Source organism: Klebsiella sp. M5al (assembly GCF_002090195.1).
Lineage (GTDB): Bacteria > Pseudomonadota > Gammaproteobacteria > Enterobacterales > Enterobacteriaceae > Klebsiella > Klebsiella grimontii.
On the sequence record NZ_CP020657.1, the window covers coordinates 4,952,673 to 4,975,254 of the forward strand.

At 57.1% G+C, this 22,582-nt stretch carries 23 protein-coding genes and 1 tRNA gene; 10 read left to right on the forward strand and 14 right to left on the reverse strand.

Annotated elements, in window-relative coordinates; genetic code table 11:
• The first annotated feature begins 7 nt into the window (after positions 1 to 7).
• From BWI76_RS23725 to BWI76_RS23740, 4 genes are all read left to right on the forward strand, one after another.
• Complete coding sequence (locus tag BWI76_RS23725) at positions 8 to 1,378, forward strand: MFS transporter (RefSeq protein ID WP_024358594.1); 1,371 nt, start codon at positions 8 to 10, stop codon at positions 1,376 to 1,378.
• 13 nt (positions 1,379 to 1,391) lie between these two features.
• Positions 1,392 to 2,567: a glycerate kinase gene (locus BWI76_RS23730; protein ID WP_004134460.1), complete on the forward strand. Its 1,176-nt coding sequence runs from the start codon at positions 1,392 to 1,394 to the stop codon at positions 2,565 to 2,567.
• Entirely contained in the window at positions 2,564 to 3,721 is a 1,158-nt protein-coding gene (locus tag BWI76_RS23735; RefSeq protein ID WP_004134458.1) for a CdaR family transcriptional regulator, read from the forward strand. Before BWI76_RS23730 ends, BWI76_RS23735 begins: the two co-directional genes overlap by 4 nt.
• A gap of 320 nt (positions 3,722 to 4,041) precedes the next feature.
• Entirely contained in the window at positions 4,042 to 5,691 is a 1,650-nt protein-coding gene (locus BWI76_RS23740; protein ID WP_024358595.1) for an OFA family MFS transporter, read from the forward strand.
• A 41-nt stretch (positions 5,692 to 5,732) separates the two neighbouring features.
• Here the strand turns inward: BWI76_RS23740 and BWI76_RS28600 are convergent, their stop codons facing one another.
• The 7 genes from BWI76_RS28600 to BWI76_RS23770 all read right to left on the reverse strand — a co-directional run bounded on the left by BWI76_RS28600 (position 5,733) and on the right by BWI76_RS23770 (position 10,239).
• A complete protein-coding gene (locus BWI76_RS28600; protein WP_004134456.1) occupies positions 5,733 to 5,891 on the reverse strand; it encodes an AAA family ATPase in 159 nt (52 codons plus the stop codon).
• A 192-nt stretch (positions 5,892 to 6,083) separates the two neighbouring features.
• Positions 6,084 to 6,509 (reverse strand): glutaredoxin-dependent arsenate reductase, encoded by a 426-nt coding sequence (gene arsC, locus BWI76_RS23745; protein ID WP_004134449.1) that lies wholly within the window; start codon positions 6,507 to 6,509, stop codon positions 6,084 to 6,086.
• A gap of 9 nt (positions 6,510 to 6,518) precedes the next feature.
• Positions 6,519 to 7,811, reverse strand: coding sequence for an arsenic transporter (locus BWI76_RS23750; RefSeq protein WP_004134447.1), 1,293 nt, complete (start codon positions 7,809 to 7,811; stop codon positions 6,519 to 6,521).
• Positions 7,812 to 7,863: 52 nt separating this feature from the next.
• Complete coding sequence (locus BWI76_RS23755; RefSeq protein ID WP_004134443.1) at positions 7,864 to 8,214, reverse strand: transcriptional regulator; 351 nt, start codon at positions 8,212 to 8,214, stop codon at positions 7,864 to 7,866.
• Between the two features lie 159 nt (positions 8,215 to 8,373).
• A tRNA-Gly gene (locus tag BWI76_RS23760) sits at positions 8,374 to 8,447 on the reverse strand.
• Positions 8,448 to 8,527: 80 nt separating this feature from the next.
• Positions 8,528 to 9,253, reverse strand: a complete 726-nt coding sequence (actS, locus tag BWI76_RS23765; RefSeq protein WP_004134442.1) for an amidase activator ActS — start codon at positions 9,251 to 9,253, stop codon at positions 8,528 to 8,530.
• An 89-nt stretch (positions 9,254 to 9,342) separates the two neighbouring features.
• A complete protein-coding gene (locus BWI76_RS23770) occupies positions 9,343 to 10,239 on the reverse strand; it encodes a LysR family transcriptional regulator (RefSeq protein WP_049099823.1) in 897 nt (298 codons plus the stop codon).
• A gap of 215 nt (positions 10,240 to 10,454) precedes the next feature.
• Here BWI76_RS23770 and BWI76_RS23775 point away from each other — a divergent pair, with 215 nt between their 5' ends.
• From BWI76_RS23775 to idi, 4 genes are read left to right on the forward strand one after another with little or no spacing between them, the layout of a single operon-like run.
• A complete protein-coding gene (locus tag BWI76_RS23775) occupies positions 10,455 to 11,948 on the forward strand; it encodes a UbiD family decarboxylase (protein ID WP_049131302.1) in 1,494 nt (497 codons plus the stop codon).
• A 12-nt stretch (positions 11,949 to 11,960) separates the two neighbouring features.
• Positions 11,961 to 12,539 carry a UbiX family flavin prenyltransferase gene (locus BWI76_RS23780; RefSeq protein WP_004134436.1) on the forward strand — a complete coding sequence of 193 codons (579 nt, stop codon included), beginning with the start codon at positions 11,961 to 11,963 and terminating at the stop codon, positions 12,537 to 12,539.
• 14 nt (positions 12,540 to 12,553) lie between these two features.
• Entirely contained in the window at positions 12,554 to 13,270 is a 717-nt protein-coding gene (locus tag BWI76_RS23785; RefSeq protein WP_004134433.1) for a DUF554 domain-containing protein, read from the forward strand.
• A gap of 52 nt (positions 13,271 to 13,322) precedes the next feature.
• Entirely contained in the window at positions 13,323 to 13,871 is a 549-nt protein-coding gene (idi, locus tag BWI76_RS23790) for an isopentenyl-diphosphate Delta-isomerase (RefSeq protein ID WP_004134432.1), read from the forward strand.
• A 42-nt stretch (positions 13,872 to 13,913) separates the two neighbouring features.
• Here the strand turns inward: idi and lysS are convergent, their stop codons facing one another.
• The 5 genes from lysS to xerD form a co-directional block, all read right to left on the reverse strand.
• A complete protein-coding gene (gene lysS / locus BWI76_RS23795) occupies positions 13,914 to 15,431 on the reverse strand; it encodes a lysine--tRNA ligase (RefSeq protein ID WP_004134430.1) in 1,518 nt (505 codons plus the stop codon).
• Positions 15,432 to 15,440: 9 nt separating this feature from the next.
• Positions 15,441 to 16,539 (reverse strand): peptide chain release factor 2 gene (gene prfB, locus BWI76_RS23800; RefSeq protein ID WP_098066859.1). Its coding sequence is split into 2 segments (ribosomal slippage): positions 15,441 to 16,463 and positions 16,465 to 16,539, totalling 1,098 coding nucleotides; the frame shifts between segments, so codons are not numbered across the junction.
• 85 nt (positions 16,540 to 16,624) lie between these two features.
• On the reverse strand, positions 16,625 to 18,358 hold the full coding sequence (recJ, locus tag BWI76_RS23805) for a single-stranded-DNA-specific exonuclease RecJ (RefSeq protein ID WP_004134426.1): 1,734 nt from the start codon (positions 18,356 to 18,358) through the stop codon (positions 16,625 to 16,627).
• A gap of 5 nt (positions 18,359 to 18,363) precedes the next feature.
• Entirely contained in the window at positions 18,364 to 19,077 is a 714-nt protein-coding gene (gene dsbC / locus BWI76_RS23810) for a bifunctional protein-disulfide isomerase/oxidoreductase DsbC (protein WP_004134425.1), read from the reverse strand.
• 22 nt (positions 19,078 to 19,099) lie between these two features.
• Complete coding sequence (gene xerD / locus BWI76_RS23815) at positions 19,100 to 19,996, reverse strand: site-specific tyrosine recombinase XerD (protein ID WP_004124942.1); 897 nt, start codon at positions 19,994 to 19,996, stop codon at positions 19,100 to 19,102.
• 121 nt (positions 19,997 to 20,117) lie between these two features.
• Here xerD and fldB point away from each other — a divergent pair, with 121 nt between their 5' ends.
• The gene (fldB, locus tag BWI76_RS23820) at positions 20,118 to 20,639 is read left to right on the forward strand and encodes a flavodoxin FldB (protein ID WP_004134423.1); all 522 of its coding nucleotides are present in this window, start codon (positions 20,118 to 20,120) and stop codon (positions 20,637 to 20,639) included.
• 8 nt (positions 20,640 to 20,647) lie between these two features.
• On the opposite strand, the gene BWI76_RS23825 is transcribed toward fldB, so the two are convergent.
• Both BWI76_RS23825 and sdhE read right to left on the reverse strand, forming a co-directional pair.
• Complete coding sequence (locus BWI76_RS23825) at positions 20,648 to 21,058, reverse strand: protein YgfX (RefSeq protein WP_004134421.1); 411 nt, start codon at positions 21,056 to 21,058, stop codon at positions 20,648 to 20,650.
• Positions 21,039 to 21,305, reverse strand: a complete 267-nt coding sequence (sdhE, locus tag BWI76_RS23830) for an FAD assembly factor SdhE (RefSeq protein WP_004105561.1) — start codon at positions 21,303 to 21,305, stop codon at positions 21,039 to 21,041. The genes BWI76_RS23825 and sdhE overlap by 20 nt, the downstream gene beginning before the upstream one ends.
• 243 nt (positions 21,306 to 21,548) lie before the next feature.
• On the opposite strand from sdhE, the gene ygfZ reads away from it, so the two are divergent.
• The gene (ygfZ, locus tag BWI76_RS23835; RefSeq protein WP_049087337.1) at positions 21,549 to 22,532 is read left to right on the forward strand and encodes a tRNA-modifying protein YgfZ; all 984 of its coding nucleotides are present in this window, start codon (positions 21,549 to 21,551) and stop codon (positions 22,530 to 22,532) included.
• Positions 22,533 to 22,582 lie beyond the last annotated feature (50 nt).

The following is a 22,582-nucleotide window of genomic DNA, read 5'->3' on the forward strand; positions in this document are numbered from 1 at the left end:
GCGCGCCATGCTGTCGCGACGCCGCGGAGTAAACACGACTATGACAACAATCAATCAAACACCTGCCGGCGAACAAGGCGCAAAAAAGCGGCTGATACATCGTTTCTCCTGGGTTTCGCTGCTGGTTTGCTGGCTAATCTGGGTGCTTAACGCCTACGACCGCGAGATGATCCTGCGCCTTGGCCCGGTCATCTCTAAGGAGTTCTCGCTCTCGCCGGAACAGTGGGGCAACGTCGTCGCGCTGATTATGGTTGCCCTGGCGGTGCTGGATATCCCCGGCTCCATCTGGAGCGATCGCTACGGTTCAGGCTGGAAGCGGGCGCGCTTTCAGGTACCGCTGGTGCTGGGCTATACCGCCCTCTCTTTTATTTCCGGGATTAAAGCGATCAGCCACGGGCTGACGGCGTTTGTGCTGCTGCGCGTTGGCGTCAACCTCGGGGCCGGCTGGGGCGAGCCCGTCGGCGTCAGCAACACCGCGGAGTGGTGGCCGAAAGAGAAGCGCGGCTTCGCGCTGGGGGTGCATCATACCGGCTATCCGATTGGCGCGCTGCTGAGCGGCGTGGTGGCAAGTCTGGTGCTTTCCGCATTTGGCGAAGGCAGCTGGCGCTACTGCTTCCTGCTGGCGCTGATCGTCGCCATCCCGCTGATGATTTTCTGGGCGAAATATTCCACCGCCGATCGCATCAACACGCTTTATCAGCATATCGATAGCCAGGGGATGACGCGCCCGGCGACCCAGGAAAGCAGCCATGTTGCCAAAGGCGAAGGGATGAAGACCTTTTTACGTACCCTGCGCAACCGCAATATTTCGCTAACGGCGGGCAATACCCTGCTGACGCAAATTGTCTATATGGGCATTAACGTTGTGCTGCCGCCGTATCTTTATCACGTCTCCGGCCTGTCGCTGGCGGCATCCGCCGGGCTAAGTATTATCTTCACGCTGACCGGTACTCTGGGCCAGATAATCTGGCCCTGGCTATCCGATAGCTTTGGTCGTAAACGTACTCTGATCGTCTGCGGTCTGTGGATGAGTATCGGCATTGCGCTGTTCTATTTCGCCACCAATATGCCGCGTCTTATCGCCATTCAGCTCTTTTTTGGCCTGGTGGCCAACGCCGTGTGGCCTATCTACTACGCAATGGCCTCGGATTCCGCCGAAGAACGCGCCACCTCTACCGCCAACGGAATTATCACCACGGCGATGTTTATCGGCGGCGGCCTTTCGCCATTGCTTATGGGCTGGCTCATCCAGTTCGGTGGGGGATGGGAAAATCCGGCGGGTTATATCTACGCCTTCTTTACCATGGCGGGATGCGCGCTGCTGGGGATGTTGTTGCAGCTGATGACCACCGATAAAACGCCGCGCAAAGCGCATTAACGCAGGAGAACGCATGAAGATTGTTATCGCGCTGGATTCGTTTAAGGGCAGCTGTAGCGCGCAGGCCGCTTGCGCAGCGGTCGCACGGGGATTGCGCCGGGTTGACGAGGCGCTGGAGCTGGTCGAAATGCCCGTGTCGGACGGCGGAGAGGGACTGCTTTCGACCCTTGCGGAAAGTCCGCAGCTGAAAGGCGCGAGGTGGCAGCAGCAGCGCTGTACCTCGCCTTACGGCCTCGCCGTACAGGCCGCGTTTCTGATCCTGCCCGGCGAGCGGGCCATTATTGAGATGGCGCAAAGCTGTGGGCTGGAGCTTACGCCGAAAGCGCAGCGGGATGTGCGTCTGGCCAGCAGTTTTGGGCTGGGCGAACAGGTAAAAGCGGCGCTGGATGCCGGTTGCCGGCGTCTGATTATCGGGCTGGGCGGCAGCGCGACCAACGATGGCGGCATCGGTTTCGCCCAGGCGCTTGGCGCACGATTCTTGCGCAAGGACGGCACGCTGCTGCCGGTTCCCGCCGCGGGCCAGGATCTTGCGCATATCCAGCGCATCGATTTAAGCGAACTGGACCCGCGTTTACGACAGGCCGAAATTCAGGCCTCCTGCGACGTCACCAACCCTCTGCTTGGAACCGATGGCGCCACCTGGGTTTATGGCGCGCAGAAAGGGGCGGATGAGGCGGCGCTGAGCGAGCTGGAGGCGGGTATGGCGCACTACAGCCGGCAGCTTACGCAAACGCTCGGCTACGACGTCAGCGAAGCGCCAGGCGCCGGGGCCGCGGGCGGTATGGGAGCTGCGCTGATCGCCTATGCGGGCGGCACGCTGCGTCCGGGCATTGACCTGGTGCTGGAACTGCTTAATGCCGACCGCCATCTTAGCGATGCCGCGCTGACCATCGTCGGGGAAGGCTGGCTCGATCGTCAGAGCGCCTTTGGTAAAGCCCCGGTGGGCGTGGCGGGCAAAGCGGCGCGCCACGGCGTACCGGTTGTGGCCCTTTGCGGCGGACGCGATGAGAGCAGTCGGCAATTGTATCAACACCATATTGACGCGATGTGGTCTATCTGCCAGCGCCCTATGCCGCTGGCGGAGTCGATGAACACATGCGAACAGCTCCTCGCCGACGCAGCGGAGAATGTTCTACGAACCTTTCTGAGCGGACGGCGCGGAGAGGCACATAAGCGGATAACTGTATGATTATTACGACGGCGCTGGCTAATGAAATTGTCGCCCGGGCAATGGCGATAATTCATCATAACGTGAACGTGATTGACCATCATGGACAGATTATTGCCTCAGGTGAACGTCATCGTATCGGCGAGCAGCATGAAATCGCCCGCGAGGTGATACGCACCGGTAAACGTATTTGTATTAATAACACCGCGGAAGCCGCGCGTTTTCAGAATGTGCATCCCGGGATTAATCATCCCATTATGTATGACGATCGCGTGGTGATGGTGGTGGGCATCAGCGGCGACCCGGCGGCAATAAGCCGCTATGCTGAACTGGCGGTGCTTACCGCCGAACTACTGGTCCGCCAGGCCATAGAGATGCGGGAAACCAACTGGCGACAGCGTCTGCGCGACACCCTGTTTTGTCAGTACCTTGAGCAGGGAGCCGCGCCCGCCGGACAGGAAGCGCTTCATCGCCTGGTGGAGCTTGGCTTTAATTTTAATGCCCCGCTGATGCCGGTTGTGGTGACCGTGCAGGTCGAACAGCACCAGCTAAGCGAAGTATTGAGTACGCTGCTGCGGGAATTCTCGCAGCTGTCCGGGGTAAGAGACGTCATTTTGCTGGGCAGCAATGAAATACTTATCCTCAATACGCTATGCGAACCTCAGGAGACGATGCTGCGGGGCATCGAGTTTGTTCTCAGCAATCAGATCAGCCATTACCATATCGGGATTGGCGTGCAGGCGGACAACGCCCCGGATATTCGCGAGGCTATCCGATTCGCCCGTTCGGTGATTGAGGTGGGGAGCAAAGTGCAGCCGCAGCGACAAATCTACTACTTTCGCGAGATGGCGATGCTCTGCCTGTTCCGGGTGCTGGAAGACAGCTATATGGTGAATTTTTTTATCAATAACGTACGCCAGCTGCTTGAGCATGATTCCGGCGAGGTGCTGCTGGATACCCTGAGCAGCTTTATTGCCAATAACGCCGAGCCGGGCAAAACGTCGCTGCTGTTGGGGATTCATCGCAATACGCTCACCTACCGGCTGCAGCAGATTAAAAAGCATATTCAGCTCGATCCGATGGTCTTCACCGACCTGACGCAGCTGGCGGTGTCGGTACACTGCTATCGTCGGCAGAACCCGCGCCAGAGCGAATGGATTGATACCTTAAGCTAGAGAGCGGCGGGTGCTCTCGCCCGCCCTGCAGGGGAAATACCCCACAGCCATGTCCGGGAGGAAGCGGCCCGAACGTTACCGGTCGCGGTGTATCACTCTGAGATCGACGTTTATCAAAATAATAGCGCGCCCGGCGTTTTTATCGCGAGCGGGGCGCCCGTCGCCGATGGCGGGCTTTTCGCCTCATCCCTTCGGCGAAGCTTGCTCGCTTCAGTCGCCATTTCTGTACATAATTTAATCAAATGGCACCTTTCTTGCCTTTTATCTACGTTCCCCGACGGCGGCGTTCGTCGGTCAATATAGATAAAAAGGACAGGAAAATGGCGCAAATGAATGAAAACGTCGCGACCGCACCGGTCTCTCCCTTACGCGATTTTTTCGCGAAACCACGCATCATCGCCAGGCCCGGTTTTAACCGCTGGCTGGTGCCCCCGGCCGCGCTGGCCGTTCATCTCTGCATAGGTATGGCCTACGGATTTTCGGTTTACTGGCTGCCTATGTCGCAGCTAATAGGAGGAAGCGAGTCCTTACAATGCCCCGTCACGATGTCGTTCTGGCAGCAGCTGTTTACCCGCGATTGCGACTGGAAGATCTCCATGCTGGGATGGACCTACACGCTGTTTTTTGTTTTTCTCGGCTGTTCGGCGGCGCTGTGGGGCAGCTGGCTTGAGAAGGTTGGACCACGGCTGGTGAGCTTTATTGCCACCTTGTGCTGGTGCGGCGGCCTGTTGCTATCTAGCGTCGCTATCTATTTCCACCAGCTTTGGTTGCTGTGGCTGGGAGCCGGGGTCATCGGCGGAATCGGTCTCGGACTGGGCTATATCTCACCGGTTTCGACGCTGTTGCGCTGGTTTCCGGATAAGCGCGGAATGGCGGCCGGGATGGCGATCATGGGTTTTGGCGGAGGCGCGCTGGTGGGGGCGCCGCTGGCAAACGGACTGATGAATTACTTTGCCGGTCCGGCCGGCAACGGGGTATGGCAAAGCATTCTGGCGCTGGCGGCGATTTATGCGCTGTTTATGCTCGCCGGAACCTTTGGCTATCGTCTGCCGCCCATGGGCTGGCACCCTTCGGGCGAGAAGGCGCAAAAAACGATGCGCAATAATCCCACGATCCAGGTGCACGTCCGCGTCGCCTGCCGTACCCCGCAGTTCTGGCTGCTGTGGATGGTGCTGTGGCTCAACGTCACCGCGGGGATCGGCATTCTCGGTATGGCCTCGCCGATGCTGCAGGAGATCTTTGCCGGTAAACTGCTGTCGCTCGATCTGAGCTGGCATGAGCTGAACGGCGAGCAGCTGAAACGCATTGCTACCATGGCCGCAGGATTTACCGGCCTGCTAAGCCTGTTTAACATCCTGGGACGTTTTTTCTGGGCATCGGTATCCGACCTGTGCGGGCGCAAAATGACCTTTGCGATTATTTTCTGCCTGGGCGCCGCGCTGTACGGGACGTTGCCGCTGGTGAATCACGGCGGCTATATCGCGCTGTATGTCTGCGCGATGTGCATTATCATTTCGATGTACGGCGGAGGCTTTGCCAGTATTCCCGCCTATCTGGCCGACGTCTTTGGCTCACAAATGGTCGGCGCGATTCACGGGCGTTTGTTAACCGCCTGGTCTGCGGCAGGGATCAGCGGCCCGGTGCTGGTCAACTATCTACGCGAGTATCAGCTGACGCACGGGGTCCCGCCCGAGCGCGTCTATGATATTACGCTGATGGTGCTGACCGGCCTGCTGGTGATGGGTTTTATCTGTAATCAGCTGGTGCGTCCGCTGACGGAAGAGCATGCGATGACCGCGGAACAGCAGCAGCAGGCGAAAGGTCTGTACACCATCAACAAGAATGCTCAGCTCACGTGGGAGGCCCGTCCTTCCACGCTGCTGCTAACCGTAAGCTGGGTGGCGGTGAGCGTGCCGCTGTTATGGGGCGTCGGCACCACGTTACAGCAGGCCGTGAAGTTTTTTATGTAGGTTCTTGCAGCCGATGCCGCCCGTGATTCCCTGGCGGCTCTTTATGCGCTTACCGGCGTGCCTGACTGGATATGTTGAAGGATCCTCTCGACCGCCTCTTCGGCGGTCAGTACGGAGGTATCCAGAGTCAGGCTGGCGGCCAGCAGGCGAGCAAGGGTTGATTTCCCGGTACCGGGCAGGCCACCAAAGATCAGTAACATAGAGACGACAGCGTCATGTTGTTTCCGCTGGTGATGATTATTGATGATTTTCCAGCTTACCTGAACACGGATCTTATTCAGTCAGGTATGATTAATATTCAATACTGGCTGAAGCGGCATCAGGAGGCGTCTGCAGATAATCGTCGCGTCCAGGGCAACGTTCAGTGATAGTGATACCGTCCCGCAGGCAATTTACATAAGCCTTTTGCCCTCATCATCCACCACTTTCTCGCCATCTTCCTTTGCAAACGCGCCCTTTTGCGCGTCAGGAAGGATATCCAGTACCACCTCCGATGGGCGGCACAGGCGCGTTCCCAGCGGCGTCACCACAATCGGGCGGTTAATCAGGATTGGATGCTGCAGCATGAAATCGATTAACTGGTCATCGGTAAATTTATCTTCCGCCAGGCCCAGTTCTTCATAGGGCTCAACATTTTTACGCAGCAGCACTCGTACCGCGATCCCCATATCGGCAATGAGTTTGACCAGCTCATCGCGTGGCGGTGGATTTTCAAGGTAATGAATAACGGTGGGTTCAGTACCGCTGTTGCGGATCATCTCCAGCGTATTACGCGACGTGCCGCAGGCCGGGTTATGATAAATGGTAACGTTGGTCATTTGTGTATCTCATGACAAAGTGAAAGAGAGACGTAGCGCCAGCGCGGCCAGCGTTACAAACAGTACAGGCAGAGTCATGACGATCCCGGTGCGGAAGTAGTAGCCCCAGGAGATGGTCATGTTCTTCTGTGAAAGTACGTGCAGCCAGAGCAGCGTTGCCAGGCTACCAATAGGTGTAATTTTCGGCCCCAGATCGCAGCCAATCACGTTGGCATAGATCATCGCCTCTTTGATCACGCCGGTTGCGGTGCTTCCATCGATAGACAGTGCCCCCACCAGCACGGAAGGCATGTTGTTCATGATGGAAGACAGGAAAGCCGTCAGAAAGCCAGTACCCAGCGTCGCGGCCCAAAGTCCTTTATCCGCCAGCACGTTCAATACCCCTGAAAGGTATTCGGTTAGCCCGGCGTTGCGCAGACCGTAGACCACCAGGTACATCCCCAATGAGAAGATGACGATCTGCCAGGGTGCGCCACGCAGCACTTTGCCGGTATTGATGGCATGACCGCGCTTAGCGACCGCAAGCAGAATGATCGCCCCTGCCGCGGCAATCGCGCTGACCGGAATGCCAAGCGGCTCGAGGACGAAAAAACCGACCAGCAGAAGAATCAAAACTATCCAGCCGGTGCGGAACGTAGCCGGATCTTTAATGGCGTTTGCCGGCGATTTAAGCAGGACCAAATCGTAGGCCGGCGGGATATCTTTGCGAAAGAACAGGTGCAGCGTCACCAGCGTAGCGCCTATGGCGGCAATATCGACCGGCACCATTACCGAGGCATATCCAGTGAATCCCAGCCCGAAGAGATCTGCCGATACGATGTTCACCAGATTCGACACAATAAGCGGCAGGCTGGCAGTATCAGCAATAAACCCGGCAGCCATCACGAAGGCCAGCGTCGTGCCCTTGCTGAATCCTAATGCCAGCAGCATGGCAATCACGATGGGCGTCAATATTAATGCCGCGCCATCGTTGGCAAACAACGCCGCCACCGCTGCGCCGAGCAGAACAATATACGTAAACAGCAAACGGCCACGACCGTTTCCCCAACGAGCTACGTGCAGCGCAGCCCATTCAAAAAAGCCGGACTCATCGAGCAGCAGGCTGATAATAATTACCGCAATAAAGGTCGCCGTCGCGTTCCAGACGATATTCCACACCACCGGGATATCATCGACATGTACAACGCCAGCAATCAAAGCCAGTACCGCGCCCAGCGACGCGCTCCAGCCGATGCCTAACCCCTTCGGCTGCCAGATAACCAGAAAAATGGTCAGGACAAAAATAGCACTTGCCAGTAGCATACCCCCTCCCTGAAGATCACATTCGAAAAAACATATATATTACGGCAAATTTTTAAAGGCAGAACGCTTTACCGCTTCCAGAACAGTTTGCTGATGCCAGCTTGCGGGCGATGGCCTGTACGATCTCCTGTTGGCTTAACCAGGCCTGCGCTATTACCTGTGCCGCCCATGCAGGCATATGCGGTGATAAGCGATAGTGCACCCACTTACCCTGCTTGCGATCCAGCAATAATCCGCTTTCCCGCAGCATAGCCAGATGGCGGGAGATCTTTGGCTGCGACTGATCCAACGCCGCGCAGAGATCGCACACGCACAGCTCCCCCATCTCTTTAAGCAGCAGCACAATACCCAGGCGGGTTTCATCGGACAGATTTTTGAAAAGCTGTAAGGGTGTTAATGACATCATTCCTCCCGATCGTCGACGGACAGGATACTCCACAGAGATATAAGTTCAACACCACATATGAAAAATCATATGTGTTAAGTAACAAAAAACAAGAGGCAAGTATGCCAGGCGGGTTAACCAGATCAATTTATAGGGGAAGAGCAGAATTCAGAAGTCTGGAGCGGGCGAAGGGAATCGAACCCTCGTATAGAGCTTGGGAAGCTCTCGTTCTACCATTGAACTACGCCCGCAAGGAGGTGCGTGGGTCATTATAGACCTTACGCACCCGCTGACAAGCCCAAACCGGGCTAACTGCCGATAAAATAACCTTTTAGCACTTAGGCTTACTGCCCTGTGGCGGCAAATAGCGCAGCGGGTCGATCGCCGTCGCCCGGTAGCGGATCTGGAAGTGCAGGCGCACGGAATCCGCGTCCGAACTGCCCATGGTGGCGATCTGCTGGCCAATCTTCACGCTCTGGCCGTTGTTCACCATCAGCTTGTCGTTGTGCGCATAGGCGCTGATATAGTCCTCATTATGTTTAATCATAATCAGGTTGCCGTAGCCGCGCAGCTGGTTGCCCACGTACACCACTTTGCCCGCCCCTGCCGCATACACCGGCTGGCCGCGCTTACCGGCGATATCGATACCTTTATTGCCGCCATCGCTGGTGGAGTATGGCAGCACGACTTTACCGCTGGTTGGCCAGCGCCAGCAGCGTTGCCCGACCGGCGGCCAGGAGGACTGCGGCACCGCCGAAGAGGGCGTCACGGCGGCGGTACGTTTCACTGACGATTTCTTGCCGGATGCCCCCGCCTTCGCCGTGGTTCCTGAACCGCTGTTCAGCTTCAGCTTTTGCCCGACTTCGATGGTATAGGGAGGTGAAATATTATTGAGACGGGCAAGATCCCTGACGCTGGTGCCAGTGGAACGTGAAATAGCGTACAGCGTGTCGCCGCGCTTCACGGTATAGGTGGAACCGGAATCGGATGAGCTGGAACACCCCGCGACGATCAGGCTGCTCAGCAACATTATTGCGATAACAAAGCGTTTTCTCATCAGGCGTCCTGCGCTTAACACAAACATTCACCTCAAAACCAGGGGCGATTATCATACCAGCCCGTAAGGCAATCCCCAATCGCTACCCTTCATACAGAAGTATTAAACGGATAGCCATGCGTAATAATATCCATCAGCGCGGGCAGATAAGGCATAGACGGCAATTTTACCAGCGCCGGGTAGAATATTTGCGGCGAGGGAAAAACATCGACCACGTAGCAGTGGCTAAGTTTATCGGCATCCACTTCTGAAGACGGTAGTAACGTCGCAGCCTCAAGGCCGGAGTCCAGCCAATCGAGGATAACCCCTGGCTGCGTGATATGCATGATAACCTTCGCATTGACCCCAGATTTACGAAACAGATCCATCAGCATCTCGTAAGTCCCTGAATCTTTTGCACGATGCAACAACACTAATGGCAGCGCCGCCAGCGACGTGTAGCTATAGGGATTAGACGGCGGCTCCGGCAAGCATTTTTTATTGATCACCGCGACCAGCTTAATCGGATCAAAAGAGACATAATCAAAACCTTCGCTACGGTAGGGGCGCTGGATTAAGGCTAAATCAATTGCGCCCTCGGTTAATAACGTCTCGAGGTGGCTGGAGTCGGTAACGGAAATATTTATGGAAGTGTCGGGATGACGTCGATATACCTCCATCAGCAATGCTTTAAAATAATTCTGATAGAGATGAGTTAAGCCGATTCTCAATTCAGTTCTGTTTTTGTGCGCAATATCCGTCGTTTCCCGCGCCGTATCCTCTACCTGGCGTAATATTTCACACGCTTTTCGATAGAGAAAAAAACCGGCTTCCGTAGGCTCAATGCGGTTTCCCCGGCGAACAAAAAGCGATACCTGAAGCTCCTCTTCCAGCTCCTGAATTCGCTTGCTGAGCGGCGGCTGCGCCATGTTCAGAGACTTCGCCGCCTGGCTAACCGAACCTTGTTCCACCACCCGACAAAAATAGCGTAAGCGCTTTAAATCCATCATCATTATCCGCAGTGTAATTTATCACCAGTATCACACTTAGACGGAGAAATAAAAAGCCGCAGCGTTGCTCCTCATATTAATTAATTATTATTTAACACCTTGTTAAAATAAACTTTTTTGATCTACTGACCATCCGGTAAACGGTATTTGTTTATCCGCCGCAGTAAAAATATTGTGCTGGGAGCAAAACTTCTTTTCCGAAGGAACATCCCATGGCAAATAGTGATAACAAAACACCCTCATCGGTACATGATTTACGCTCCGCGCTGGAACTACTGAAAACCCTACCCGGCGAGTATGTTGAAACCGATACCGAAGTCGACCCGCACGCCGAACTCTCCGGCGTCTATCGTTACGTAGGCGCCGGCGGCACCTGCCAGCGTCCAACCCGCAAGAATGGCCCGGTTATGGTCTTCAATAAAATCAAAGGCTTTGAAAATATCAGCGTGGCGATTGGCCTGAATGGCTCCCGTCAGCGCGTCAGCCATTTTCTCCAGTGTGAACCGGCAAAACTGGGGCACCTGCTGAAGGATTCAGTGGAGAAGGCGATAGCCCCGGTGATGACCCAGGGCACAGCGGTTTGCCAGGAAGTGATTCATCTGGCGAGCGATGCCGATTTCGATCTGCGCAAGCTGCTGCCGGCGCCGACGAATACCGAAGAAGACGCCGGCCCCTATATTACGATGGGCCTGTGCTACGCCTCCGATCCAGAAACCCATGAGTCCGATATCACCATTCATCGCCTGTGCGTCCAGAGCCGCGACGAACTCTCCATGTGGCTTACGCCCGGCCGCCATATCGACGCCTTCCGCATGAAGGCGGAAGCCGCAGGCCAGCCGCTGCCGATTTCAATCAGCATCGGCGTCGATCCGGCGATTGAAATTGCCGCCTGCTTTGAGCCGCCGACCACCCCGCTGGGCTTCAACGAGTTAAGTATCGCCGGCGCGCTGCGCGGCAAAGCGGTGGAGATGACGCAGTGTAAAACCATCAACGAGAAAGCGATCGCCCACGCTGAGATCGTGATTGAAGGCGAACTGCTGCCCCACGCCCGCGTACGCGAAGACCAGAACACCGATACAGGGCGCGCGATGCCGGAATTCCCCGGCTATACCGGCGAAGCGAAAGAAGCTATTCCGGTGATCAAGGTGAAAGCCGTCACCCATCGCATTAACCCTATCTGGCGCACCACCGTAGGGCCAGGCGAAGAACACGTCAATATGGCCGGTATCCCGACCGAAGCCAGCATCCTGGATATGGTCGAACGCGCGATGCCGGGCAAGCTGCTGAACGTCTTTGCCCATTCGGCGGGCGGCGGCAAGCTGCTGGCGGTGCTGCAGTTCAAAAAGTCCTCCCCGGCGGACGAAGGGCGTCAGCGTCAGGCTGCTCTGCTGGCGTTCTCAGCCTTCCCGGAACTGAAGCATGTGATTCTGGTCGATGAAGACGTCGATATTTTCGACAGCGACGACGTGCTTTGGGCCATGCAAACCCGCTACCAGGGCGATGTCGATACAATCACTATTCCCGGCGTTCGCTGCCATCCGCTCGATCCGTCGCAGGTACCGGAATACAGCCCGAGCATCCTGCAGCAGGGAATGTCCTGCAAAACGATATTCGACTGCACGGTGCCGTTCCATCTGAAGCACAACTTCCAGCGATCCAGATTTAAAGAAGTGGACGTGAAGCGCTTCCTGGCAGATTTCGAATAAAAGGAGAACCTCATGACGGCACGCATCATCATTGGTATCAGCGGCGCATCCGGGTTTCAGTACGGCGTTAAGGCGCTGGAGCTACTGCGCCCGCATCCCGTTGAAGTCCACCTGGTCGTCTCTAAAGGCGCGGAAAAAACCTGCGAGCTGGAGACGGATTACCGCCTGGACGAGGTGATGGCGCTGGCCGACGTGGTGCATTCCATCGCCAATCTTGGCGCAGCTATCTCCAGCGGTTCATTTAAAACGCTGGGGATGCTGGTCGCGCCGTGTTCAATGCGTTCTTTGGGCGCCATCGCCCACTGCCTGACCGACAACCTGCTCACCCGCGCGGCGGACGTGGTGCTGAAAGAACGTCGTCGCCTGGTGCTGCTGGCCCGGGAAACGCCGCTGAACCTCGGCCACATCCGCAATATGGCCGCTGTAACCGAAATGGGCGGGATTATCTTTCCGCCGGTCCCGGCGCTTTACCAGCGTCCGCAAACGGCGGACGACATCGTTACCCATAGCGTCAATCGCGCGCTCGATCTGTTTGACCTGCAGGTCAACAACATCCCCCGCTGGGGTGAAGGCGAGCTACGTTTTAATTAACCGGAAATCATTCAATGTTAATCGGCCCATATGTAAACGGAGCCGCCGTGATTATCGGCGGACTCATCGGCGCTGCGGCGGGCGGCAAGCTCCCCGAGCGCGTCAAAACGGCGCTGCCGATGACCTTCGGCCTGTGCTCCGTTGGTCTTGGTATTACGCTGGTGCTCAAAGTGAAATATATGCCCGCCGTCGTGCTGGCAATGGTGATTGGCGCCATCCTCGGCGAACTGCTGCATCTGGAAAAGGGCATCGGTAAAGCCGCAGGCTCCACGCGCGGTTTGATCAACAAAGTGCTGCCGCCGGTCAATGGCCTTGGCCATGAAGAGTTTACCGAGAAATTTGTCGCCATCCTGGTTCTGTTTTGCGCCAGCGGCACCGGTATTTTCGGCGCGATGACCGAAGGCATGAGCGGCGATCCGTCAATTCTGTATATCAAAACGATTCTCGATCTGTTTACCGCCGGGATTTTCGCGACGCTGCTGGGCTACGCGGTGATGACCATTGCTATCCCGCAGGTCATTATTCAGATTGCGCTGGCGATGCTGGCGGTGGTTATTCTGCCGTCGATCTCGCCTGATATGATGGCGGATTTCTCCTGCGCCGGCGGACTGCTGATGGTGGCGACCGGGCTGCGCATCTGTAACATTAAGCTCTTTCCAGTGGCCAACATGTTGCCAGGGCTTGTTTTGGTAATGCCTTTGTCCCATTTATGGGCTACCCTAGTGGCCTGAGTACATGACCCGGCGGGTTTGTGCCGGGTCATTTTTCATTTCAGGAGTTGTCATGGCCGGGGAACATGTCATTTTGCTGGACAAGCAAGATAAGCCTTCAGGTATGCTGGAGAAGTATGCCGCTCACACCCTCGATACCCCTTTGCATCTCGCGTTTTCCTGCTGGTTGTTCAATGAACAAGGCCAACTGCTGGTCACGCGCCGCTCGTTGGGCAAAAAAGCCTGGCCTGGCGTGTGGACGAACTCAGTCTGCGGGCATCCGCAAACCGGCGAAACCTTCGAACAGGCCGTTGAGCGCCGCTGCCGCTTTGAGCTTGGCGTTGAGATTACCCGCATCGCCCCAGTCTTTCCGGCATTTCGCTATCGGGCCGTCGCGCCGAATGGCATCGTCGAAAACGAGGTCTGTCCGGTCTATGCGGCACGAATAGCCAGCGCGTTACGGATAAATCCTGACGAAGTGATGGATGTTCAGTGGAGCAATCTTGCGGATGTTCTGAGCGGGATTCGCGCGACGCCGTGGGCGTTTAGCCCGTGGATGGTGATGCAGGCAGCGGACGACAATGCGCGTAATGCGTTGATAAACTTTAGCCGTCAGGCATAAAAAACCCCAGCAGCGCTGGGGTTTCGTTTATTCGCGTAATGCTTATTTTACCGGACGCATCGCCGGGAACAGGATCACGTCGCGGATGGTGTGGCTGTTGGTAAAGAGCATCACCATACGATCGATACCGATACCGAGGCCCGCGGTCGGCGGCAGGCCGTGCTCCAGCGCGGTAACGTAGTCTTCGTCATAGAACATCGCTTCGTCATCACCGGCGGCTTTCGCGTTAACCTGATCGAGGAAGCGCTGCGCCTGGTCTTCCGCATCGTTCAGCTCGCTAAAGCCGTTACCGATTTCACGCCCGCCGATGAAGAATTCAAAACGGTCGGTGATTTCCGGGTTTTCGTCGTTACGACGCGCCAGCGGAGAGACTTCTGCCGGATATTCGGTGATAAAGGTTGGCTGAATCAGATGCGCTTCCGCCACTTCTTCGAAGATCTCGGTCACGATGCGGCCCAGACCCCAGCTCTTCTCAACGTGAATGCCGATGCTTTCCGCAATGGCTTTTGCAGAATCGAAGTTATCCAGATCGGCCATCTCGGTTTCCGGACGGTACTTCTTGATCGCTTCGCGCATGGTCAGCTTTTCAAACGGCTTGCCGAAATCGAAGGTCTGATCGCCGTAAGGCACTTCAGTGTGGCCCAGAACGTCCTGCGCCAGGGTGCGGAACAGGGATTCGGTCAGCTCAATCAGATCTTTATAGTCCGCATAGGCCATATAGAGTTCCATCATGGTGAACTCTGGGTTATGGCGAACGGAGATGCCTTCGTTACGGAAGTTACGGTTGATTTCGAACACGCGCTCGAAGCCGCCGACTACCAGACGCTTCAGGTACAGCTCCGGCGCGATACGCAGGTACATGTCCAGATCGAGCGCGTTGTGATGGGTGATGAAAGGCCGCGCGGAAGCACCGCCGGGGATCACCTGCATCATCGGGGTTTCAACTTCCATAAAGCCGCGGCCGACCATGAACTGACGGATGCCCGCCAGGATCTGCGAACGCACTTTAAAGGTGTTGCGCGATTCATCATTGGAGATCAGGTCCAGATAGCGCTGACGATAGCGCGCTTCCTGATCCTGCAGGCCGTGGAATTTGTCCGGCAGCGGGCGCAGGGCTTTGGTCAGCAGACGCAGTTCGGTGCAGTGGATAGAGAGCTCGCCGGTCTTGGTTTTGAACAGCTTACCGCGCGCGGCAATGATGTCGCCAAGGTCCCACTTTTTGAACTGCTCGTTGTAGACGCCTTCCGCCAGATCGTCGCGGGCGACGTACAGCTGAATGCGGCCGCCAACGTCCTGCAGCGTAACGAAGGAGGCTTTACCCATGATACGACGGGTCATCATGCGGCCAGCGACGGCGACTTCAACGTTCAGTGCTTCCAGCTCTTCGTTTTCTTTGCCATCGAAGTCAGCGTGCAGTTGGTCAGAGGTGTGGTCACGACGGAAATCATTCGGGAACGGGATACCCTGCTCACGCAGCGCGGCCAGCTTCTCACGACGGGCTTTCAGTTCATTATTAAGGTCAATTGCCGCGTCAGCGCCCTGTGCTTGTTGTTCAGACATGTTGGTTCCTCATAACCCTGCTTTCAAACTTGCTTCGATAAATTGATCCAGGCTGCCGTCCAGCACCGCCTGAGTGTTGCGGGTTTCTACCCCGGTGCGCAGATCTTTAATGCGGGAGTCATCCAGCACGTAAGAACGGATCTGGCTGCCCCAGCCGATGTCGGATTTGGTATCTTCCATCGCCTGCTTCTCGGCATTTTTCTTCTGCATTTCCAGCTCATAAAGCTTCGCTTTCATCTGCTTCATGGCCTGGTCTTTGTTCTTGTGCTGCGAACGGTCGTTCTGGCACTGGGTCACTAAGCCGGTCGGAATGTGGGTGATACGCACCGCGGATTCCGTACGGTTAACGTGCTGGCCGCCCGCGCCGGATGCGCGGTAAACGTCAATGCGCAGATCCGCCGGGTTGATGTCGATATCGATATCGTCATCCACTTCCGGGTAAACGAACGCGGAGCTGAAAGAGGTGTGGCGGCGGCCGCCGGAATCGAACGGGCTCTTACGCACCAGGCGATGAACGCCGGTTTCAGTACGCAGCCAGCCGTAGGCGTAGTCGCCGATAATCTTGATGGTCACGGACTTAATGCCCGCCACTTCGCCTTCAGACTCTTCAATGATCTCGGTCTTGAAGCCGCGCGCTTCAGCCCAGCGCAGATACATGCGCGTCAGCATGCTGGCCCAGTCCTGCGCTTCCGTACCGCCGGAACCGGCCTGGATATCGAGGTAGCAATCGGCGCTGTCGTATTCACCGGAGAACATGCGGCGGAATTCCAGCTGTGCCAGCTTCTCTTCCAGCACATCGAGCTCAGCGACGGCTTCGTTGAAGGTCTCTTCGTCGTCGGCTTCAACGGCCAGCTCCAGCAGGCCGGATACGTCCTCCAGCCCCTGAGACATCTGATCCAGCGTATCAACGATGGCTTCCAGCGAGGAACGCTCTTTGCCCAGCGCCTGTGCGCGCTCGGGTTCGTTCCAGACGTCCGGCTGCTCCAGCTCGGCGTTTACTTCTTCGAGACGCTCTTTCTTAGCATCGTAGTCAAAGATACCCCCTAAGAACGCCCGAGCGCTCCGTGAGGTCCTGAATGCGGTTTTTTACCGGATTTATTTCAAACATGGTCGGTTTCTTTTAATGGATTCGTCAAAATGCGGTGATAAGAGCGGAATTCTACCGGATTCGCGCTCTCATTAATATACTGTTGTCAATTTGGCCAGAGGTGGTCAATGATCAGCTGCAGGCTGCGGTTGCCGCGGAACTCATTGATATCCAGCTTATAGGCAAGCTGAACTTCGCGAACGCCGTTATCCGGCCAAAGGGAAGTATCAACATTGAACGCGATACCGTCCAGCAGTGGGCCGCCGCCGACCGGTTCAACCATCACCTTCAAATGACGCTCACCGACCAGCCGCTGCTGCAGCAGACGAAAACGCCCGTCAAACAGCGGCTCGGGGAACATCTGCCCCCACGGCCCGGCGTCGCGCAGCATCTGCGCGACCTCCATGCTCATTTCTGCCGCCGTCAGCGGACCGTCGGAGACCACTTCGCCCTGCAGCAGCGCCGGATCGAGCCACTCGGTCACCAGCTCGCCAAAGCGCTGCTGGAACTCTTCAAAGCGCGCCTCTTCCAGCGATAGCCCTGCCGCCATGGCATGGCCGCCAAACTTCATAATCAGCCCCGGATAGAGCGTGTCCAGACGCTCCAGCGCATCGCGCATATGCAGCCCCTGAATCGACCGACCTGAGCCTTTGAGCGTACCGTCGCCGGTGGGCGCAAAGGCGATAACCGGGCGATGGAAGCGCTCTTTGATACGCGAGGCCAGAATGCCGACGACGCCCTGATGCCACTGCGGGTGGTACATCGCCAGGCCGCCGGGCAGCGTCTCGCCGCTGCGTTCCAGCTTTTCACACAGGGTCAGCGCTTCCGCCTGCATCCCCTGTTCTATCTCTTTACGCGTCTGGTTCAGCGCGTCCAGCTCATTGGCCAGCACCCGGGCTTCGCCGGTGTTGTCGCACAGCAGCAGCGCCACGCCGACGGACATATCGTCCAGCCGCCCCGCCGCGTTCAGACGCGGGCCGAGCGCAAAGCCGAGATCGCTTGCCGCCAGCTTTTGCGGATCGCGGTTGGCGATTTCCAGCAGCGCTTTAATGCCCGGACGGCATTTCCCCGCCCGAATGCGGCTCAGCCCCTGCCAGGTCAGGATCCGGTTGTTGGCATCCAGCGGTACGACGTCCGCCACGGTGCCAAGCGCCACCAGATCGAGTAAATCAGCCAGATTCGGCGGCGCGATGCCGCGCTCCTCAAACCAGCCTTTATCGCGCAGAAAAGTGCGCAGCGCCAGCATCAGATAAAAAGCTACGCCCACCCCGGCCAGCGATTTCGACGGGAACTCACAGTCGCGCAGGTTCGGGTTAATAATCGCTTCCGCCGCGGGCAGCGAATCCCCCGGCAGGTGGTGATCGGTTACCAGCACCGGAATACCCAGCGCGTGGGCATGATCGACGCCAGCGTGCGAAGAAATGCCGTTGTCGACGGTCATAATCAGCTGCGCGCCGCGGGCGTGAGCCTGATCGACTACTTCCGGACTCAGGCCGTAGCCATCTTCAAAACGGTTTGGCACCAGGTACGAAACGTTGCCGTAACCCAGCGCGCGCAGAGCCAGCACGCTCAGCGCGGTGCTGGTGGCACCGTCAGCGTCAAAGTCGCCGACCACCACGATATGCAGCCCCTGCTTAAATGCGCCGTAAAGTATCTCTACCGCTTTTTCGACGCCGGTCAGCTGCGACCACGGCAGCATGCCTTTCACCCCGCGCTCCAGCTCCTGCGCGCTGCGCACGCCGCGGCTGGCGTACAGCCGCTGCAGCAGCGGCGGGAGATCGGCAGGTAAATCGACGCCGTCAACCGCCTCGCGGCGGCGTAGTTGTATCTGTTGTTTCACGCGAATCAGTTACCGCTTGTCTGTTTTTGATGCTCATCGAGGAGCGCTTTCAGGTCTTTCGGATCGCGATAGCCGGGCATAAGGGTGCCGTCGCTCAGCACCATCGCCGGCGTGCCGTTAACGCCAAGCTGCACGCCCAGCGTGTAGTGTTTAGCGATATCAACATCGCAGCTGGCCGGCTGCACGCCTTTGCCGCTCATCGCGTTATCCAGGGCTTTGTTGCGATCTTTGGCGCACCAGATAGCCTTCATGTTCTGCTCGGCTTCGCTTTGCAGCCCCTGGCGCGGGAAGGCCAGATAGCGCACGGTAATCCCCAGCGCGTTGTAGTCGCTCATCTGTTCGTGCAGTTTATGGCAGTAGCCGCAGGTAATATCGGTGAAGACGGTGATGACGTGTTTTTCCTGCGGCGCCTTATAGACGATCATCTCTTTTTCCAGCGCGTTCAGCTTACCGGCCAGCAGCGTATTGGTGACGTTTACCGGCTGCGCGCCGCTGACGTCGTACATCGGCCCCTGGATAATGTGCTTACCGTCATCGGTAACGTATATCACGCCGCTGTCCGTCAATGCGGTGCTGATGCCTTTGATCGGCGAAGGTTGCACGTCCGAACTCTGCACACCCAGCTTCGCCAGCAGTTGCTTAATCGCCGCGCTATCCGCATGCGCCGCACCGGATAAGGTGGTCGCCAGCAGAGTGAACATCAGTAAACCTTTTTTCATACTCAGTCCTTTTTTTCAGCACTCACGCACGCGGGTGATGCTGTTGATGGAGTTGTCGCAGACGCTCGGTCGCCACGTGGGTGTAGATCTGCGTCGTGGAGAGATCGCTGTGTCCTAACAGCATCTGCACCACGCGTAAGTCGGCGCCATGGTTAAGTAAATGTGTAGCAAACGCATGGCGTAACACGTGCGGGGAGAGCTTTTCGCTATCAATCCCCGCCAGTACGGCATAGTGCTTAATTCGATGCCAGAAGGTCTGGCGCGTCATCTGCTGCGCGCGCTGGCTGGGGAAAAGCACATCGGACGCCACGCCGTTCAGCAGCCAGGGGCGGCCGTATTCAAGGTAATTCTCAACCCACAGCACCGCCTCTTCGCCTAACGGTACCAGACGTTCTTTATTTCCTTTACCAATCACGCGCAGCACGCCCTGGCGCAGGCTAATGTCGCTCATGGTCAGGCCCACCAGCTCGGAAACGCGCAGACCGGTGGCGTACAGCACTTCCAGCATCGCTTTATCGCGCAGCTCCAGCGGCTGTTCAACCAGCGGAGCCTGGAGTAGCCGCTCCACCTGCGCCTCACTCAGATCCTTCGGCAGCCGCTGCGGCAGCTTTGGCGAGGCCAGCAGCGCGCTGGGATCGTCCGGACGAATTTTCTCCCGGTAAAGATGCTGGAAGAAGCGTCGCACGGCGCTTAGGAGGCGCGCGGTGCTGGTGGCCTTGTAGCCGCCGGTTTGCCGCTCCGCCAGCAGCGACTGGAGATCTTCGCCGCTGACGCTGGCAAGCGACAGGCCACGATGATGCAGCCATTCCACCACCATCGTCAGGTCCCGGCGGTAGGCGCTTAGCGTGTTCTCCGCCAGATTACGCTCCAGCCATAAGGCATCAAGAAACTGCTCGATTCGTGCGAGATCCTGTTCCACTCCGGCCTCTTTGCTTATTAAAACGGCGCCATTATACCCTAAATAATTCGAGTTGCAGGCGGGCGCGGCCTTTCTGGTACACTAAGCGCAAAGTCACAGCAAGAATTGAGACGTTTCCGCGATGAACATAGGTCTTTTTTACGGTTCCAGCACCTGCTACACCGAAATGGCGGCGGAAAAAATCCGCGATATTATCGGCCCTGAACTGGTCACGCTGCACAACCTGAAAGATGATTCCCCTGCCCTGATGACGCAGTATGACGTGCTGATCCTCGGCATTCCGACCTGGGATTTCGGCGAGATCCAGGAAGATTGGGAAACCGTCTGGCAGCAGCTTGATACGCTGGATCTGCAGGATAAAATCGTCGCGCTGTACGGCATGGGCGACCAGCTCGGCTACGGCGAATGGTTCCTCGACGCGCTCGGTATGCTGCACGATAAGCTGGCGACCAAAGGGGTTAAGTTCATTGGCTACTGGCCTACCGAAGGCTATGAATTCACCAGCCCGAAACCGGTCATCGCCGACGGCCAGCTGTTCGTTGGCCTGGCGCTTGATGAAACGAACCAGTACGATCTGAGCGATGAGCGCATTCAGAACTGGTGCGAGCAAATCCTCGGTGAAATGGCTGAGCAGTTCTCCTGAGCCTTTGCCTACTCTTGCGTCGGTTTCTGTAACACCAGCCGACGCAGGTCGCGCCATTCTCCCGCGTCCATGCTATCCGCCGCGACCCATAAATGCTGGGTACGTTGGTTTTCCGTATTCCGCAGACGCAGCAGCATTCCGCTATTGATTACCCACGGGGTGCCGACGATATCCCACTCCGCTTTTTGCCAGCGCAGGCGAGAGTCAATCAGCAGCTTTATTTCCCCCTGTCTGGCATGGATCCGCCGCTGGCTGCGCACGCAGTCGAACACCACCAGCGACAGCAGTATCAGCCACAGCGGGGTATAGCTCAGCGGCCAGGGCAACACCAGCACCAGCGCCGCCACCACGCCGTGCATCAACAGTGAGAACCATTGCGCTCGCCACGAGATGCGTAAATCAGATTGCCACAGGACCACGTTCCCGATTCCGTGTCTGAATTAATTTTACCATCCGCTGCAGTTCTGCATCAGCCGGTTCGCCATGGTTCATCAACCAGTTGAACAGGTCCGGATCGTCATTTTCCAGCAGGCGGATGAACAACCGCTTATCGTCATCACTGAGCGTATCGTACTCATGCTCAAAAAACGGCATGATGGAGATATCGAGTTCACGCATTCCCCGGCGGCATGCCCAGTGGATGCGAGCTTTATTGTTAATATCCATGTTTTACTTCCTGCTTATAAATATTGCTTAGTTTAACCCGTTTTCGCCGCTGACTTCACTGGAATATCAAGATTCACGAGCGCTATTCCATGAAATCTCTAAAATAATCAGGTTATTGATAATTTCGTTCGCGTTAGCGCCCAGTTTTGAGGGCACGAATGGCCTGGCAAAAGCGCTTGCATTGCACCATAGCTCTTTTACCATTAGTCACACACTCTGCGTTAAGCTATTCAGGATATGACTATGGCTTTTACACCTTTTCCTCCGCGTCAGCCCTCCTCTTCCGCTCGTCTGCCGTTAACGCTGATGACGCTGGATGACTGGGCGCTGGCGACGATTACCGGGCCGGATGGCGAGAAATATCTGCAGGGGCAGATCACCGCTGACGTCAGCCACCTGACCGACGAGCAGCATCTGCTTGCCGCGCACTGTGACGCCAAGGGCAAGATGTGGAGCAATCTGCGCGTTTTCCGTCGCAACGAGGGTTTTGCGTGGATTGAGCGCCGCAGCCTGCGCGATGCGCAGCTGACTGAACTGAAAAAGTATGCGGTGTTCTCTAAAGTGACCATCGCCGCCGACGATGAATCCGTGCTGCTGGGCGTTGCCGGGTTCCAGGCACGCGCTGCGCTGACGCCGCTGTTTAACGAGCTGCCGAATGCCGATAAACAGGTTGTCAGCGAAGGTGCCACCAGCGTGCTGTGGTTTGAGCATCCCGCCGAGCGCTTCCTGCTGGTGACCGATGTGGCAACCGCCACCCGCATCACCGACGCGCTGCGCGGCGAAGCACAGCTAAACAATAGCCAGCAGTGGCTGGCGCTGAATATTGAAGCCGGTCTGCCGGTCATCGACAGCGCCAACAGCGCGCAGTTTATTCCGCAGGCCACCAACCTGCAGGCGCTGGGCGGCATCAGCTTCAAAAAAGGCTGCTATACCGGTCAGGAGATGGTTGCCCGCGCTAAATTCCGCGGTGCCAACAAGCGCGCCCTGTGGTATCTGGCCGGGACCGCCAGCCGCGTGCCTGAAGCCGGGGAAGACCTGGAAATGAAGATGGGTGACAACTGGCGCCGTACCGGCACCGTTTTAGCCGCCGTACAGCTGGACGACGGCCGTCTGCTGGTGCAGGTGGTGATGAATAATGATATGGAACCGGACAGCGTGTTCCGCGTGCGCGACGATGCCGGTAGCCTGAGCATCGAGCCGCTGCCGTATACGCTGGAAGAGCGTTAAAGCGATATTCCCGCCCGCCTTCTCCCCGGAGGCGGCGCGACTCGCCTGTC

Bases quoted from the DNA above. Each gene is read 5' to 3' on its own strand.
- sdhE (WP_004105561.1), bottom strand. From the start codon at position 21,305: ATGGATATTAACAATAAAGCTCGCATCCACTGGGCATGCCGCCGGGGA.
- BWI76_RS23735 (WP_004134458.1), top strand. From the start codon at position 2,564: ATGATTATTACGACGGCGCTGGCTAATGAAATTGTCGCCCGGGCAATG.
- BWI76_RS23770 (WP_049099823.1), bottom strand. From the start codon at position 10,239: ATGGATTTAAAGCGCTTACGCTATTTTTGTCGGGTGGTGGAACAAGGT.
- BWI76_RS23755 (WP_004134443.1), bottom strand. From the start codon at position 8,214: ATGTCATTAACACCCTTACAGCTTTTCAAAAATCTGTCCGATGAAACC.
- BWI76_RS23780 (WP_004134436.1), top strand. From the start codon at position 11,961: ATGACGGCACGCATCATCATTGGTATCAGCGGCGCATCCGGGTTTCAG.
- BWI76_RS23750 (WP_004134447.1), bottom strand. From the start codon at position 7,811: ATGCTACTGGCAAGTGCTATTTTTGTCCTGACCATTTTTCTGGTTATC.
- BWI76_RS23740 (WP_024358595.1), top strand. From the start codon at position 4,042: ATGGCGCAAATGAATGAAAACGTCGCGACCGCACCGGTCTCTCCCTTA.
- BWI76_RS23730 (WP_004134460.1), top strand. From the start codon at position 1,392: ATGAAGATTGTTATCGCGCTGGATTCGTTTAAGGGCAGCTGTAGCGCG.
- BWI76_RS23775 (WP_049131302.1), top strand. From the start codon at position 10,455: ATGGCAAATAGTGATAACAAAACACCCTCATCGGTACATGATTTACGC.
- lysS (WP_004134430.1), bottom strand. From the start codon at position 15,431: ATGTCTGAACAACAAGCACAGGGCGCTGACGCGGCAATTGACCTTAAT.
- actS (WP_004134442.1), bottom strand. From the start codon at position 9,253: ATGAGAAAACGCTTTGTTATCGCAATAATGTTGCTGAGCAGCCTGATC.
- BWI76_RS23725 (WP_024358594.1), top strand. From the start codon at position 8: ATGCTGTCGCGACGCCGCGGAGTAAACACGACTATGACAACAATCAAT.
- idi (WP_004134432.1), top strand. From the start codon at position 13,323: ATGGCCGGGGAACATGTCATTTTGCTGGACAAGCAAGATAAGCCTTCA.
- arsC (WP_004134449.1), bottom strand. From the start codon at position 6,509: ATGACCAACGTTACCATTTATCATAACCCGGCCTGCGGCACGTCGCGT.
- BWI76_RS23785 (WP_004134433.1), top strand. From the start codon at position 12,554: ATGTTAATCGGCCCATATGTAAACGGAGCCGCCGTGATTATCGGCGGA.
- ygfZ (WP_049087337.1), top strand. From the start codon at position 21,549: ATGGCTTTTACACCTTTTCCTCCGCGTCAGCCCTCCTCTTCCGCTCGT.
- fldB (WP_004134423.1), top strand. From the start codon at position 20,118: ATGAACATAGGTCTTTTTTACGGTTCCAGCACCTGCTACACCGAAATG.
- dsbC (WP_004134425.1), bottom strand. From the start codon at position 19,077: ATGAAAAAAGGTTTACTGATGTTCACTCTGCTGGCGACCACCTTATCC.
- BWI76_RS28600 (WP_004134456.1), bottom strand. From the start codon at position 5,891: ATGTTACTGATCTTTGGTGGCCTGCCCGGTACCGGGAAATCAACCCTT.